The following is a 13663-nucleotide window of genomic DNA, read 5'->3' on the forward strand; positions in this document are numbered from 1 at the left end:
AGGTAAATCGATCTTTGTCGAGGCGGGCTGTTGCGACTCAGGAAATACTGTATAAAAATACAGTTAACAGTCTTCACCATGGGCCTTCCTTTCCTCGACTCCTTTTCCACTGCCGCGGGCCGCGGCGTCTGGCATGCCGACGAGCTCGGCCTGGCCGACGCGCAGGTCGTGGCCACCGGCCACGCCGCGCTCGACGCCGAGCTGCCCGGCGGCGGCTGGCCGGTGGGTGCCATGACCGAGCTTCTGCAGGCCGCGCCCGAGGCCCATGTCTGGCGGCTGCTGCTGCCCGGGCTGGCGCAGGCGGTGCAGATGCGTGGCGGGCCGGTGGTGCTGATCGGCGCGCCCTACGAGCCTTGCGGTGCGTCGCTGGCGGCCCAGGGGCTGCCGGTGGGGTCGCTCATGTGCGTCAAGAGCGCGGCGCCGGCCGCGCGGCTGTGGGCCTGCGAGCAGGCGCTGCGCTGCGCGGAGGTGGCCGCCGTGGTCGCCTGGCTGCCGCAGGCGCGCGTGGGCGAGCTGCGGCGGCTGCAATTGGCGGCCGCGCAGCACGAGGTGATGCTGTTCGTGTGCCGGCCCGCGTCGGTGGCGCTGTCGGCCTCGCCCGCGCGGCTGCGGCTGCGGGCCGAGCGTTGCGAGGCCGATGCGTCGCAGATCGAGCTGCACATTCTCAAGCGCCGCGGGCCGCCGCTGTCCGCGCCGGTGATGCTGCCGGCGCGCAACGAGCGCATGGCCGCGCTGCTGGCCGCGGCCCGGTTGCGGCGCAAGCTGCGCCTGCAGCAGCAAGGCACGGTGCCCGCAGGCGAGGCCGAAACGTCCGCCAAGGTGGTGCGCATCGATGTGTGGAAAGGAGGCCGGAATGCACTGGATCGCGTTGCGGTGGCTGTTTGAGGCCGACACACACACAACCACACCCACACCCATGACTGCCGACGCACCGACGCTTCCCACGCCCGAAGCGCTGGGCTGGTGGGCGCTGCGCTACACCCCTCACGTCGCTTGGCAGGACGAGGCGCTGATGCTCGAAGTCTCCGCCTGCGAGCGCCTGTGGGGCGGGCGGCTGCAGCTGATGCGCCAGTTGCTGGCCGACAACCCCGCGCCCGACGTGCGCATGCAGGGCGCGCAAGGCGCCACCAGCCTCATCGCGCTGGCGCGGCTGCGCCTGTTCGTGCGGCAGGAGCAGCGCCCCAAAGACATGCCCGCCGGCCTGCCGCTGGACACGCTGAGCGCCGCACGCACCCACCTCGACCTGCTCGCGCGCCTGGGCTGCCGCACCTGGGGCGACGTGGCGGCGCTGCCGCGCGGCGGCCTCACGCGGCGCTTTGGCGCGGAGCTGCGCGCGGCGCTCGACGCCGCCTGGGGCCTGCGCCCCGAAAGCCACGCCTGGCTCACGCTGCCCGACGTGTTCGAACAAAAGCTGGAACTGCCCGCGCTGGCCGAGACCGGGCCCGAACTCATGTGGTCGGCCAACCGGCTGCTGTCGGCGCTGCAGATCTGGCTGCGCGGGCGGCAGCGCGGCGCGCGCGCGCTGGAGCTGCAATGGACGCTCGACCTCAAGCGCTTCAACGGCGTGAACCTGCCGCCGCACCAGCAGGTCACCGTGCGCACGGCCGAGCCCACGCAGGACATGGCGCACCTGCGCCGCCTGCTGTCCGAAAAGCTCGCCCTCACCACGCTGGCCGCGCCCGTCAGCTGGCTCCGGCTGCGCACGCTCGAAACCGATCCGTGGGCCGGCGCCAGCACCAGCTTCTTGCCGGAAGACAACCGCAAGGGCGACAAGCTGCACGAAATGGTCGAGCGGCTCAGCGTGCGGCTCGGCGCGCAGCAGGTGGTGGTGCCGTCGGCGCAGGCCGACCACCGGCCGGAGCGCAAGCAGGCCTGGCAGCCGGCGCTGCACAAAGACCCGCCGCCGACCGACAAGCCACACAAGCAAACCAAGCAAGCGAACAAACAAGCCCAGGCCGCCGCCTCGCAACCCGACGTTCTCTACCCGCCGTGGCTGCTGCCCGAGCCGCAACTGCTGGAGATGGACGGCGAGCGCCCGTGCTACCGCGGCCCGCTGAGCAAGCTGAGCGGCCCGCAGCGTGTGGAAGCCGGCTGGTGGGGCGACAAGGAGGAGGGCGGCCAGCCCGCCCTGCGCGACTACTACGTGGCCGAAAGCCCCGAGGCCGGGCTGGTGTGGATCTTCAGGGAGCGGCACTCCGCGCGCTTTTCCGCCGGCGAGGTGCGCTGGTACCTGCAGGGCTTCTATGCCTGAGCTCAGCGACAAACAGGAACGCAAGCGCCAGCCGGCCCAGGTGCATGCGCTGCCGGTGCCGATGCGCAAGAAAGTCGCGCGCATGCTGCCCGGCTATGCGGAGCTGCATTGCCTTACCAACTTCAGCTTTCAGCGCGGCGCCTCGACGCCCGAAGAAATGGTGGAGCGCGCCTACCAGCTCGGCTACGAGGCGCTGGCCATCACCGACGAATGCTCGGTGGCAGGCATCGTGCGGGCGCATGTGGCCTTGCGCGACCTGCCCGCGAAGCTGGACGCCTACGAGCTCGAGCACCCCGACGAACCGAAGATTGCGCGCAACCCCGACTTTCGCCTGCTGTTCGGCAGCGAATTTCATTTCGAGCGCTTCAAGCTCGTGGTGATCGCGAACGACACCGAGGGCTGGGGCAACCTGTGCGAGTTCATCACCGCCGCGCGCAACACCGAGCTGCCCAAGGGCGAGTACCGCGTGCGTTGGGAAAGCAGCGACGTGGCATCGCTGCAGCGATGCCAGATTCTTTTCGTGCCGAACCGCAACCCGGGCGGCACTGTGGACACGGCCACGCTGCATGAAGACCTGGCCGCCGCCAAGGCTCTTTATGCAGACAACCTCTGGCTGGCCGTGGAGCTGTTCAACGAGCTCGACGACGACCTGTGGTTCGTCACGCTGATGCAAGCCGCCGAGCAGGCCGGCGTTGCGCTGGTGGCGGCCGGCGACGTGCACATGCATGCGCGTTCGTGCAAGCCGCTGCACGACGTGCTCACTGCGGTGCGCGAGGGCAAGACGGTGGCCGAATGCGGCTTTGCGCTGCAGTCGAATGCCGAGCGGCACCTGCGCCCGCGCATGCGTCTGGCCGAGCTGTACCTGGGCGACATGCTGATCAACACGCTGGTCGTGGCAGAGCGGTGCAGGTTCGACCCCGAGGTGATTCGCGAGACCTACAAGTACCCGCTCGAAAGCGTGGGCAACGACGAAACACCCACGCAGACGCTGGAGCGCAAGACCTGGGAGGGCGCGCGGGGCCGCTACCCCCAGGGCATTCCCGAGAAGGTGCGTGCGCAGGTGCAGAAAGAGCTCGCGTTGATCGTGGAGCTTGGCTACCAGATGTTCTTTCTCACTGTGGAAAACATCGTCAGCTTCGCCATGTCGCAAAAGATTCTTTGCCAGGGGCGCGGCTCGTCGGCCAACTCGGCCGTTTGCTATTGCCTGGGCATCACCGCCATCGACCCCGACAAGGGCACGCTGCTGTTCGAGCGCTTCCTGAGCCGCCACCGCAAGGAGCCACCGGACATCGACGTCGACTTCGAGCACCAGCGGCGCGAGGTGGTCATCCAGTACATCTACGAAAGGTACGGCCGCGAGCGCGCGGCCATTGCGGCCGTCGTCATCTGCTACCGCTCGCGCAGCGCGCTGCGCGACGTGGGCAAGGCCATTGGCATCGACGAGCGGCTGATCGACGAGTTCGCCAAAGACCATTACTGGTTCGACGACACATTGCTCGGCGAGCAACTGAACGCGGCATGCGAGCGCGCGGGCGTGCGCGAAGACGAGCTCAAGCTCGAACAGTGGATGGAGATGACGCAGCGGCTCAAGGGCTTTCCGCGCCACCTGAGCCAGCACGTGGGTGGCTTCGTGCTCACGCACACCAAGCTCACGCGGCTGGTGCCGGTGGAGAAGGCGTCCATGAAAGACCGCTCCGTCATCCAGTGGGAAAAAGACGACCTGGAGGCCATGGGCATGCTCAAGGTCGACGTGCTCGCGCTCGGCATGCTCAGCGCCATCCGCCGGGGGCTCGACCACATGAACCGCTGGCGGGGATCGATGGTGGAGATGTACCAGGTTCCGCACAACGACCCGAAGGTGTTCGAAATGATCTGCGACGCCGACACCGTGGGCGTGTTCCAGATCGAGAGCCGGGCGCAGATGTCGATGCTGCCGCGGCTGCAGCCGCGCTGCTATGAAGATCTGGTGATCGAAGTGGCCATCGTGCGGCCCGGGCCCATTCAGGGCGGCATGGTGCATCCGTACCTCAAGCAGCGTGAACGGGTGCGCAAGGGCTTGCCCATTCACTACGAAAACGACGAGCTGCGCCCCGCGCTGGAACGCACGCTGGGCATTCCGATCTTCCAGGAGCAGGTGATGCAGATCGCGATGATCGCGGCCAAGTTCTCTGCCGACGAGGCCGACCAGCTGCGCCGCGCCATGGCCGCATGGAAGCGCAAGGGCGGCCTCGACAAGTTCCACCAGAAGCTGGTCGAAGGCATGACCGGCAATGGCTACAAGGCCAGCTTTGCAGAAGCCATCTTCAAGCAGATCCTCGGCTTCGGCGACTACGGCTTCCCAGAAAGCCATGCCGCGAGCTTCGCGCTGCTGGTCACGGTGAGCAGCTGGCTCAAGAACCACGAGCCCGCCTGCTTCCTGGCGGCGTTGCTCGACTCCCAACCGATGGGCTTCTACAGCCCTTCCCAGCTGGTGCAGGACGCGCGCCGCCATGGCGTGGAGGTGCGCCCGGTCGACGTCATGCAGAGCGAGCACGACACCACGCTCGAAGCCCGCGCCCCCGATGCGCCGCGCATGCCGCACGGCACCGACGCGCGCTACGCCGAGCGTCTGGGCAACGACAACCAGCCCGCGGTGCGCCTGGGCCTGAACCGCATCCAGAGCCTCAGCGCGGCCGGTGCGAAGCGCCTGCTCGACGCGCGCGCGCAAGCGCCGTTCACCAGCACCGAAGACCTGGCCCTGCGCGCCGAACTCGACGGCAAGGACATGGCCGCGCTGGCCGCGGCCGATGCGCTGATGTCGCTGTCGGGCCACCGCCGCCAGCAGATATGGGATGCCACCGCCCAGCGGCGCGCGCCCGGCTTGCTCAAGGGCGTGCCCATCAACGAACAGGTGTTGCAGTTGCCCGCCGCGCCGGAAGGCGAGGAGATCGTGGGCGACTACGCGGCGCTGCGCCTCACGCTGCGCCGCCATCCGCTCGCGCTGCTGCGCCCGCGACTGGCGCGCATGAACCTGCTGAGCGCGGCCGAGCTGCGCGAGGTGCGAACGGGCCAGACGGTGCGCGCCTGCGGCATCGTCAAGGGGCGGCAGCGCCCGCAGACGGCCAACGGCACCATCTTCGTCACGCTGGAGGACGAGACCGGCAACGTCAACGTGATCGTGTGGAACCATGTCGTGGACGCCTGGCGCGAGCCGCTGCTCAAGTCGCAGCTGCTCGCGGTGCAGGGCACGTGGCAGCGCGACGACGACAGCGGCGGCAAGGTGCAGCACCTGGTGGCCACCGGCTTCAGGGACCTGACGCCGCTCATGGGCCGGCTGGCGCAGAGCAACACCAGCCGGGACTTTCATTGATGCAACCGTTGGTTGCATGCCTCGCGCCGCGCGAGACTTTTCGCTAACCTGCCTGAGCCATGACAGAACTTGTTCTAGACCCCATCGTTGCGACACCCATCGGCCCGCCGCCGCCCGCACCCGACGTGCCGGTGCCCATGCCGCCCCCACCGCCCAACATTCCGCCGAACACGCCGCCGCCCGAAGGCGATCCGCCGCCTGCGTTGCCGCCCATCACCGACCCCGGTTTTCCTGCTCCCGTGGTGGAGCCGCCACCCCTGCAGCGGGCCGCCGCGGAGGTGCCGTTCGGCAAGCCGCATGCGCGGCGGCTGCGCGAGATCTACCGCTCGGCGGGCTGGCCGTGCTGCGACGGCATCGAGGTCGAGCTGCTCGCGGGCGGCTACCTGGAGCGCGTGCGCACGCCGCATGGCCACGAGACGCTGCGCGTGACCGATGCGGGCATTGCGCGCATCGCCACCACGCTCACCCTCAACCGCGCCGCGCTGTCGCCGCACGAGGCCCTGGTGGAGCGCGTGGCGCGCGAGATGACGCGCGGCGGTCGCATCGCATGGCGCGGGCTGGGTTTGCGCGCGCGGCTGGCGCCGCTGGAAGAAGGCGGCAAGGCGCGCTGGTGCATCGCGCGGCCCGACGTGTTCTCGATCCGCAACACCAGCGTGGAGGCCTATGCGCACCCCATCGTGCACGAGGTGAAGGTCAGCCGCGCCGACCTGCTGGGCGACCTGCGCAAGCCCGACAAGCGCGCAGCCTACCTCGACCTGGGCGGCGAGTGCTGGTACGTGCTGGGCAACGATGCCAAGGGGCGCTGCATCGCCACGCCCGACGAAGTGCCCGCCGAGTGCGGCGTGATGGTGCTCGAAGCCGACCGCCTCGTGGTGGCGCGTGCGGCGGTGCACCGCGCGTTCGAGCGCATTCCGTTCGCTGTGTGGCTGGCCTTGGCCAAGGCCCAACCCATTTCGGGCTTCGAGGACGACGCGCAGGACTTGCTGACCTGACGCGGCGTTGCCGCTCGCGCAGGCTCAGGTGACGGCTTCGTAGCTCTGGTGCGCGATGGCGACCACGTCGTTCGGCGCGAACTGGCGCTGCAACTGGCGCAGGCCTTCCTCGCGGTCTTGCGCGCTGGCTGCGGCGTCGAACATCAGGTCGCAGCACGCGAGCACGTCTTGCGTGATGCGCTCGTAGCGGTAGTGGGCCAGCGCCACGGCGTCGATGTCGGTGGCGCCGTAGCCTTCGTAGAACAGCGCTGCTTGTGCCGGCGTGTTCCACACAGGACTGCCGCCAATGAACATCAGGTCGCGTTCTTTCGGGGCGAGCACCAGCGCGCGCCAGTCGACGATGGCCAGTCGCCCGTCATCTCCTACGAGCACGTTGCCTGCATGCAGATCGCCATGGCACGGCACCAGCCGGGGCGGTCGCTCCAGCAGGATCGACGCGAGCTGCTCGCTGCGGTAGACGACGGTGTCGATCTCTTCCGCGCGGTCTTCCCAGAACGCGAAGAAGCGCATGACGATGTCGTCGCCGGTCACGCCGTTGATGAACCGGCGCTGGTAGCGCCGCACGCCTTCGCGCGCCTTGTGGGCGTAGCGCTCCTTGGGCAGGCTGGCCGACAGTGCCTCGGGCAGTTCGGTGCGGTGGATGGCGCCCACGGCCTTGCCGAGCGCGCGCCACTGCGTGTCGGTCAGGGCGCGCTGGAATCCGTTGCCGCCTTCGAAGAAGGGGTACAGCGCCCAGTCGAAGCCGTCGGCCCGCACGCTCAGTGCGCCGCCCGTGGTGGGCAGCGGGGCCATCACGGCGTCGATGCCTTGGTCGTTGTGCAGAAAGGCGGGAACGGCGAAGACCGGCTGGGGCAGGCCTTCAGGTTGCAACTGGAGGAAGTACGCGGCGCGGTCATCCGCATCGATGCGGAACGCGGCGGAATGCGCGTTGGCGCCTGGCGGCAGCGATTCGGCGCGCACCTTGTGCAGGCCGTAGGCCTGGGACAGGCATTGCTGGATGGCGTCGTGCGACAGGGGCAAGGATGGGGCGAGAGCGGTTGGCGTCAGCATGAGACGACTGTAGCGCCGGATGAATGTCCGACTTCACGCACCGGACGGCCACCAACTCTCGGCCGTCGTGCGGATGACGCGCGCGGCCTGAATGCGCACATCGTTCATTTCATTCGCGTCCGGGGGGCCCTTGTCGCGGGCCACCTTGAAAGGCCAGGTCGAGAGGCGGCCCGTGCGCGAGCGGGTCTGCAACTGCTGCAGGCGGGAGAAAAAAAGCGCCTGCGCCGGGGCGGTCGCAGGCGGGTTGGCGGTGGTCATGGTGTCGCCTCGGTGGTGTTCTTGGAGACGACGAAGTTTAGGGAAATGCTGTATCTATGTACAGTGTTTTCCGAACTGCAAACCCGATGCAAACCTTTGGCTCACGGCGGAATGTGCATGCCGAGCAATGCCTCCAGGTCGATGGCCGCGGCCATCGCCTTGTAGCCCGCGTCGCCAGGGTGCAGATGGTCGCCCGAGTCCATGGCCGCCTTCAGCCGCGCGGGGTGTGCGGGGTCGCGCAGCAGTGCATCGAAATCGACCATGGCGTCGAACGCGCCGCTCTCGCGGATCCATCGGTTCACGGCCTGGCGCACCTGGTCTTTCTCGGGCGAATAGTGGCCTTCGAGCGGCGTGCCTTGCAGTGCGCGCTCGGTCGGCGGAATGGTGGCGCCCATGATGCGCACGTTGTGCGCGTGGGCCATCGCTATCAGTTGGCGAAAGCCCTGGACCAGTTGCTCCGCGCGCACGGCGGGCTCGGCCGGTGCGAACGCGCCGCCGGGCCAGCCGATGTCGTTGGTGCCCAGCAGCACGACCATGGCGCGCACGCCGGGCTGCGCGAACACGTCGCGCTCCGCGCGCGCCAGCCCGGCGCGGCCCATGCCGTCCTTCAGCAACCGGCCGCCGGAGATGCCCGCGTTCAGCACCGCGACGTGTCGGCTCGCGAGCCGCTCGGCCAGTGCGTCGGACCAGCGGGTGTTGGCACCGGGCGTTGCGCCGTTGCCGTCGGTCAGCGAATCGCCGAAAGCGACCACGGTGACGGGCGCCTCGGGCGTCTCAACGATCAGGCCACTCAGGTACACGCGGGTGCTCAGCGGTGTGGCGTCGGCAGGCATTCGCATGGAGGCCGTGAGGTCGCCGTCGGCCACATAGGCGGTCTGGCGGGCGTCGAAGTGAAAGCCTGCGGGCTGGCTGGGTTGCGGCAGGTACAGCGACACGGCCACTTCGGCCAGCGCGGGCAGGGCGATGTCCACCGGGTCGCTCACCCACCGCGCGCCGGGCGGCAGCGTGACCTGCGCCTGCCCGCCGAAGCGCAGCGGCTGGTCGCTGCCCTCCACGGTGGCCGAGCCCTGCGCATGCCGCGCCACGCGGGCCGCGCCAATGTGCAGCGGCGCCGTGCCGCCTTCGTTGCTGATCACCACGCGCAGCCGTGTGCCGCCGATGCTCAGGCGCGCCACCTGGCGCACCGTTTGGCGGTTGAACTGAAAGGGCACGCCGGTGGGCAGCACGAAGTCGCCATGCCACAGCGGCTGCGTGCTCGCCATCCAGCTGGGGCTCCAGTGGGTGGAGGGAGGGGCGGCAGTCGATGTGCTGGCCATGCCGGCCAGGGTGAGCGCAAGGGCGCCATGGCGAAGCAGCGATGTGAAGGTGGATGTGGTCATGAAGATGTCCTCGGAAAAGTCGAAGTCGGGAGGCCACTTTCTTGCATTCGCACTCGCATGGGTAGACGGCAGAATCGCATCCACTCCATTCCCTATTCGAATACATCCCATGGACACTTTGCGCGCCCTCCAGGCCTTCGTGCACAGCGTGAAACTCGGCAGCCTGTCGGGCGCGGCCCGCGCGCTGGACACCACGCAGCCCACCGTCAGCAAGCTGGTGGCGGGGCTGGAGCGCTCGCTGGGCGTGCGGCTGCTGCGGCGCACTGCGGCCGGCCTGAGCCTGACCGAGGAAGGGCAGCGCTTTCACGAGCGCGCGCGGCGCGTGCTCGAGGACTACGGCGACGCGGTGGCCGATGCGCGCGAAACCACGCAGCAGCCGCGCGGCCTGCTCCGCCTGAGCGCACCGGTCACGTTGGGGCAGCGGCACCTCAACGCCATGGCGGTGGAGTTTCTGGCGCTGTACCCCGACATCGAACTCGAACTGGTGCTGGACGACCGCTTCATCGACCCGCTGGAAGAGCGCATCGACGTGTCGCTGCGTGTCGGTGGCGTGCTGCCGCCCGACCTGGTGGCCCGCCACCTCGGCACCTGGCCGCGCGTGCTGGTCGCTTCGCCCGGCTACATCGCCGCACGCGGCAAGCCGCGCAAGCCGCAGGACCTGCTGTCGCACGACTACCTGCGCTATGCGCCCGGCGACGACGGCGTGCTGCTGCAGGGGCTTGACGGAGCGGTTGCCGTGCCGGTGCGCAGCCGCTACCGCGTGAACAACGCGGTGGCGCTGCTCGACAGCGTGCTGGCCGGGGCAGGCATCTCATTGCAGCCCACGTGGATGGTGGCCGAGCTGCTGGCGCAAGGCCGGCTGGTGCGGGTGCTGCCGCGACACACAGGGCCGGCGCAAGAGGCGCACCTGCTGTATGCGCCACGTCGACAGCTGCCGTTGAGGGTGCGCGTGCTGATCGACTTTTTGGCCGAGCGTGTGTCCAAGCTGCCGGGGGCCGCGCGCAAGTGAGTCGGCCAGGCCGGCAAGATGCGGCCGCCGCGGCGTGTCAGGTGTTGCGCAGTTCGCGTGTGCCGACCGGTGTGTCCGGCCCGGTGCGCAGGTTGCGATCGATGAACTCGCGCGCAATGGCTTCCACGTTGGCGGGCGCCGGTGCATTGAAAGACATGCGGTACTTCAGCAGCCGGCCGCCGCGTGCCGTGAGGTAGGTGTACGAGTCGTACGCCTTGCCGTCGCGCGCGTTCACCAGCCGGAAGGAGATGGCGCGAAAGGTGATGCCGTCGATGCGCACGTCGCGCGTGGCGCCAACCTTGGCGCTGGCGTACAGGCCCTGCGCAATGGCGCGCTGCACCTCGACGATGGTGCCTTTGAAGTGCGCGTCGAACTGCGGGTCGTCCACGCCGGGGCGCCAGTCGGTGCGCTTCATGTCGTACACATACACGTCGACCCAGCCGACGCTGCTTTCGAAGCGATGGCTGTGCCCAAGGCCTGCGCCGGCGCTCGTGGTTTCGTACGACTTGGTGTTGATGTAGCGCCACCGCACGCCCGTGGGCTCGGGTGCAGGCGCTTGCGACGCTTCGGCCGCTTCGCCGGAGGCGGTGGGCGGTGATGTGCCCGGTGCTGTCGCGCAGGCGCAGAGCAGGGCGCAGAGAAACAAGGCAGAGAGCAGTTTCATGGCCGGCTCCTGAAGGGAGAAAAATTCAGTCGATGCGAATCTCGAAGTACGCCTCGTCGGCTTCGCCCAGTGCGCGAAAGCCCGCGGTCTTGGCGGACTCGTAGGCCTTGGCCCAGGCGGCGGCCAGTGCAATGTCGTTCTTGGTGAGTTCGTCGGCGCTCGACTCGCTGGCGTTCTCGAACGCCTTCAGCGCAGGCACCACGCCGTCGCCCAGCAGCTTGTCGAGTTCGCGGCGAAAGCGGGACTCCGCGGAGGCGAACACATCGGCCGGCGCGTCAGGAAAATCGATCAGTTTCACGGTGTAGCTCATGGCCGGATGCTACGTGATGACCGGTGCGAGGGCGCACTGCCGCGCAATGTATTCATGCTCGACAAGCTCGGCCAGACCCGCGGTGACAGGCGGAAGAAATGTCTGGGGGAAGGGGAGGGAGCGGCGGCGCGGTGGAGCGGGTGAAGGGAATCGAACCCTCGTCAGTTGCTTGGGAAGCAACAGCTCTGCCATTGAGCTACACCCGCATCGGGCAACCGTTGAACGCATGCGGTGCGAAAAACGGAAGCCGCGAGTATAGGCGGTCAAGAAGGGCCTGCTCAGCAGTGCCCGTCATCGTCCCGCAGCTCATACATGCCGCTGCTGGGCTTGAGCCCAGGCAGCTTTCTGGAGAGGTCCAGCCACGCAACCCCGACCTCGATGCGCACGCATGACGCCGCTTCCCCCTGGTTGGCGTCCACCACCACGGCAAAGCCTTGCGAGCGCAACGCTTCGATGGCCGACGTGTTCAACCCGATGTCGTGGAAGACGTTGCGGGTGGCCAGCCGGTGGGCATGAAAAAACGCTTCATAGCCGATGCCCGGAAGCGACTTCGCGACGTCGTTCCACTTCAAAACAAACCGTGCGCTTTCTGGCCACGGCTGAACCGCCAGCGTCTTCAGCGCTGCAACGACCCGCTCGATCTCACTTGCGCCCGGCATCTCCGCCTCATGTAGTTTGGCGGGATCGTAGCTCGGCCACTCGGCAAGCCCGGAACAAATCGACACAAATCGCACCGTTGTCAACCTTAGTTAATACTTGTGAATTAGTTCCTGGAGCCGAATGGCACCCCCCGCCTATGCTGGGTTCACCATGCGAGCGCCATCCACCCTGTTCGAACTGCCCGACGGCTGGTCGGCGGACTTCGAAGTCATGCGAACGGTGCACGGCTCTTACGCCGGTATTGCCAAGCTGAGCCTCGAAGGCGTTCAGAAATGCGCGCTCGTGATCACGCAGCAACTGACATGGGACGGTGCCTTTGAACGCGCGTGCGTTCGGGCGACGCACTTCGTGAAGGAGTGGATCGCCAGCCCGCGAGATTGAGCAGGCCCTGCATTCTTGTGACATCTGGGAACGTTCTTCACAGAAGCGATGTGAGCGTCAGCCGCCGGTCAGGCGTTGTCGAGGTATCGGGATTGTTCCCGCACTTCTGGAGACGACGTGACCCTTCATCGAAACACTTTCAAGATCGCCGTGGCAGCCGTGCTGGCCGCCGGCGCATTGTTCGCAACGGCTTCGGCAAGCGCCGAGACGCGTTGGTCCGTCGGCATCAACCTTCCGGGCGTCGTGGTGGGCACGCCGGCCCCGGTGTATTACGAGCCTGCGCCTGTGTATTCGCAGCCCGCACCCGTCTACTACCAGCCGCCGCCGCCCGTGCGCTATCGCCCGGCTGCGGTCTATGAGCCGGCACCGGTCTATTACGAGCCCGCCCCGCGCTGGGGCCGTGACGAGCGCCATGAAGAGCGTCGCGAATGGCGCCGCCGCGAGTGGGAGCGTCACGAGCACTATCGCCACTACCGCGACTGATCGGTGGCAGCGGCAGCCGACGCGCAGCACGTCAGCAGAGACGTTTTGACGCTGCCCGGTGCGCGATCCGGGCCCGAGCTACAGGCCGCTTCAACTTTTTTTCGCACGGTGCCTGTTTCGCAGGCACCGTGTTGCAGGCCACGCCAGGCAACGGTTTCGCACACTGCACACACAGTTTTCCACAGCATTGTCCCCATTCGTCAGGGACAACGCTTCATGTCCGTGTGCTAGGTAAAAACGAACGAGGTAGCCCGGCGGTAGGCCGCACGCCGACAGACTCGGCAGGGCGATCGGGAGGAACATGGCGTGTGCGCGCCGTTGCGCAAAAAGGAGCGTGAAATGACGTTCGACTTCTTGTTCCGCCCCGCCCACACCGCCTACCTGCGGCGTGCCGCGGCACTGCTGGAAGAAGCGCAAATGGCGCGCATCGAGCACCAGGCGGCTGCCGAGCACCACGCCGCCCTGGCCCGCATGTATGCGGAGCGCGTGATGCGTCTGGAAAACGAGCTGTTCCGACAGCCGCGCACCACCGCCGACCATGCGCCAGTCGACCCCAGCCTGGAAGACCGCCCACAGCTCTATTCGCTGGACGCGAACCGCAAACCGGGTTTGAACTCGGCCTGAATTCGGCGTGAATTCGGGCTGAACGCCACCTCTCACCCCCAAAATCTCCAGGCAAAAAAATACCCGCCGAAGCGGGTGTCGAGGAGCCCTGGCGGGCGCTCTAAGGAATACAGAGAGCTCTTCTTTTGTGCGGCCCTGTTGCGTGACAGCAATCTGCATAGTCGATGAAGATCCTGTTTGCGGGTGTCAGTCAGAAACAGTCACCCGCCGTAGGACACTTCTCGAAACGTGAACTAATTGACAGTTTTCAGCC

Annotated in this window: 14 protein-coding genes and 1 tRNA gene; 8 read left to right on the top strand and 7 right to left on the bottom strand. The window is 67.7% G+C overall.

Translation table 11 applies throughout. The annotated features are described in order from the left end of the window. Positions 1-78: 78 nt before the first annotated feature. The 4 genes from imuA to VLK31_RS06050 are packed head-to-tail and all read left to right on the top strand — an operon-like array spanning position 79 to position 6592. The gene (gene imuA, locus VLK31_RS06035) at positions 79-885 is read left to right on the top strand and encodes a translesion DNA synthesis-associated protein ImuA (RefSeq protein ID WP_409167481.1); all 807 of its coding nucleotides are present in this window, start codon (positions 79-81) and stop codon (positions 883-885) included. Continuing rightward, a complete protein-coding gene (locus VLK31_RS06040; protein ID WP_409167482.1) occupies positions 854-2251 on the top strand; it encodes a Y-family DNA polymerase in 1398 nt (465 codons plus the stop codon). The genes imuA and VLK31_RS06040 overlap by 32 nt, the downstream gene beginning before the upstream one ends. Next, positions 2244-5600, top strand: a complete 3357-nt coding sequence (locus VLK31_RS06045) for an error-prone DNA polymerase (protein WP_409167483.1) — start codon at positions 2244-2246, stop codon at positions 5598-5600. Before VLK31_RS06040 ends, VLK31_RS06045 begins: the two co-directional genes overlap by 8 nt. A 59-nt stretch (positions 5601-5659) precedes the next feature. Next, positions 5660-6592: a hypothetical protein gene (locus tag VLK31_RS06050; protein WP_409167484.1), complete on the top strand. Its 933-nt coding sequence runs from the start codon at positions 5660-5662 to the stop codon at positions 6590-6592. 24 nt (positions 6593-6616) lie between these two features. On the opposite strand, the gene VLK31_RS06055 is transcribed toward VLK31_RS06050, so the two are convergent. The 3 genes from VLK31_RS06055 to VLK31_RS06065 all read right to left on the bottom strand — a co-directional run bounded on the left by VLK31_RS06055 (position 6617) and on the right by VLK31_RS06065 (position 9279). Next, a complete protein-coding gene (locus tag VLK31_RS06055; protein WP_409167485.1) occupies positions 6617-7612 on the bottom strand; it encodes a phosphotransferase in 996 nt (331 codons plus the stop codon). A gap of 63 nt (positions 7613-7675) precedes the next feature. Beyond that, entirely contained in the window at positions 7676-7900 is a 225-nt protein-coding gene (locus VLK31_RS06060; protein WP_409167486.1) for a hypothetical protein, read from the bottom strand. Between the two features lie 101 nt (positions 7901-8001). Beyond that, positions 8002-9279: a GDSL-type esterase/lipase family protein gene (locus VLK31_RS06065; RefSeq protein ID WP_409167487.1), complete on the bottom strand. Its 1278-nt coding sequence runs from the start codon at positions 9277-9279 to the stop codon at positions 8002-8004. Between the two features lie 109 nt (positions 9280-9388). Here VLK31_RS06065 and VLK31_RS06070 point away from each other — a divergent pair, with 109 nt between their 5' ends. Further along, on the top strand, positions 9389-10288 hold the full coding sequence (locus VLK31_RS06070) for a LysR substrate-binding domain-containing protein (RefSeq protein ID WP_409167488.1): 900 nt from the start codon (positions 9389-9391) through the stop codon (positions 10286-10288). A 37-nt stretch (positions 10289-10325) separates the two neighbouring features. Here VLK31_RS06070 and VLK31_RS06075 read toward each other — a convergent pair whose 3' ends face one another. The 4 genes from VLK31_RS06075 to VLK31_RS06090 all read right to left on the bottom strand — a co-directional run bounded on the left by VLK31_RS06075 (position 10326) and on the right by VLK31_RS06090 (position 11996). After that, positions 10326-10952 carry a hypothetical protein gene (locus VLK31_RS06075; protein WP_409167489.1) on the bottom strand — a complete coding sequence of 209 codons (627 nt, stop codon included), beginning with the start codon at positions 10950-10952 and terminating at the stop codon, positions 10326-10328. Positions 10953-10977: 25 nt separating this feature from the next. Next, the gene (locus VLK31_RS06080; RefSeq protein WP_409167490.1) at positions 10978-11262 is read right to left on the bottom strand and encodes a hypothetical protein; all 285 of its coding nucleotides are present in this window, start codon (positions 11260-11262) and stop codon (positions 10978-10980) included. A gap of 132 nt (positions 11263-11394) precedes the next feature. Next, a tRNA-Gly gene (locus VLK31_RS06085) sits at positions 11395-11468 on the bottom strand. 72 nt (positions 11469-11540) lie between these two features. Then, positions 11541-11996, bottom strand: coding sequence for a hypothetical protein (locus tag VLK31_RS06090; RefSeq protein WP_409167491.1), 456 nt, complete (start codon positions 11994-11996; stop codon positions 11541-11543). Between the two features lie 46 nt (positions 11997-12042). Here VLK31_RS06090 and VLK31_RS06095 point away from each other — a divergent pair, with 46 nt between their 5' ends. From VLK31_RS06095 to VLK31_RS06105, 3 genes are all read left to right on the top strand, one after another. After that, complete coding sequence (locus tag VLK31_RS06095) at positions 12043-12303, top strand: hypothetical protein (RefSeq protein ID WP_409167492.1); 261 nt, start codon at positions 12043-12045, stop codon at positions 12301-12303. Positions 12304-12420: 117 nt separating this feature from the next. Further along, the gene (locus VLK31_RS06100; RefSeq protein ID WP_409167493.1) at positions 12421-12786 is read left to right on the top strand and encodes a hypothetical protein; all 366 of its coding nucleotides are present in this window, start codon (positions 12421-12423) and stop codon (positions 12784-12786) included. Positions 12787-13125: 339 nt separating this feature from the next. Beyond that, the gene (locus VLK31_RS06105; protein ID WP_409167494.1) at positions 13126-13410 is read left to right on the top strand and encodes a hypothetical protein; all 285 of its coding nucleotides are present in this window, start codon (positions 13126-13128) and stop codon (positions 13408-13410) included. Positions 13411-13663 lie beyond the last annotated feature (253 nt).

Origin of the sequence: Variovorax sp. H27-G14 (assembly GCF_046156345.1) — a bacterium.
In the GTDB taxonomy this organism is placed as follows: Bacteria; Pseudomonadota; Gammaproteobacteria; order Burkholderiales; family Burkholderiaceae_C; genus Variovorax.

What these genes read in the sequence shown, in the direction of transcription:
- VLK31_RS06060 (WP_409167486.1), bottom strand. Translation starts at nt 7,900, where the DNA reads ATGACCACCGCCAACCCGCCTGCGACCGCCCCGGCGCAGGCGCTTTTT.
- VLK31_RS06050 (WP_409167484.1), top strand. Translation starts at nt 5,660, where the DNA reads ATGACAGAACTTGTTCTAGACCCCATCGTTGCGACACCCATCGGCCCG.
- VLK31_RS06045 (WP_409167483.1), top strand. Translation starts at nt 2,244, where the DNA reads ATGCCTGAGCTCAGCGACAAACAGGAACGCAAGCGCCAGCCGGCCCAG.
- imuA (WP_409167481.1), top strand. Translation starts at nt 79, where the DNA reads ATGGGCCTTCCTTTCCTCGACTCCTTTTCCACTGCCGCGGGCCGCGGC.
- VLK31_RS06095 (WP_409167492.1), top strand. Translation starts at nt 12,043, where the DNA reads ATGGCACCCCCCGCCTATGCTGGGTTCACCATGCGAGCGCCATCCACC.
- VLK31_RS06105 (WP_409167494.1), top strand. Translation starts at nt 13,126, where the DNA reads ATGACGTTCGACTTCTTGTTCCGCCCCGCCCACACCGCCTACCTGCGG.
- VLK31_RS06075 (WP_409167489.1), bottom strand. Translation starts at nt 10,952, where the DNA reads ATGAAACTGCTCTCTGCCTTGTTTCTCTGCGCCCTGCTCTGCGCCTGC.
- VLK31_RS06040 (WP_409167482.1), top strand. Translation starts at nt 854, where the DNA reads ATGCACTGGATCGCGTTGCGGTGGCTGTTTGAGGCCGACACACACACA.
- VLK31_RS06065 (WP_409167487.1), bottom strand. Translation starts at nt 9,279, where the DNA reads ATGACCACATCCACCTTCACATCGCTGCTTCGCCATGGCGCCCTTGCG.
- VLK31_RS06080 (WP_409167490.1), bottom strand. Translation starts at nt 11,262, where the DNA reads ATGAGCTACACCGTGAAACTGATCGATTTTCCTGACGCGCCGGCCGAT.
- VLK31_RS06070 (WP_409167488.1), top strand. Translation starts at nt 9,389, where the DNA reads ATGGACACTTTGCGCGCCCTCCAGGCCTTCGTGCACAGCGTGAAACTC.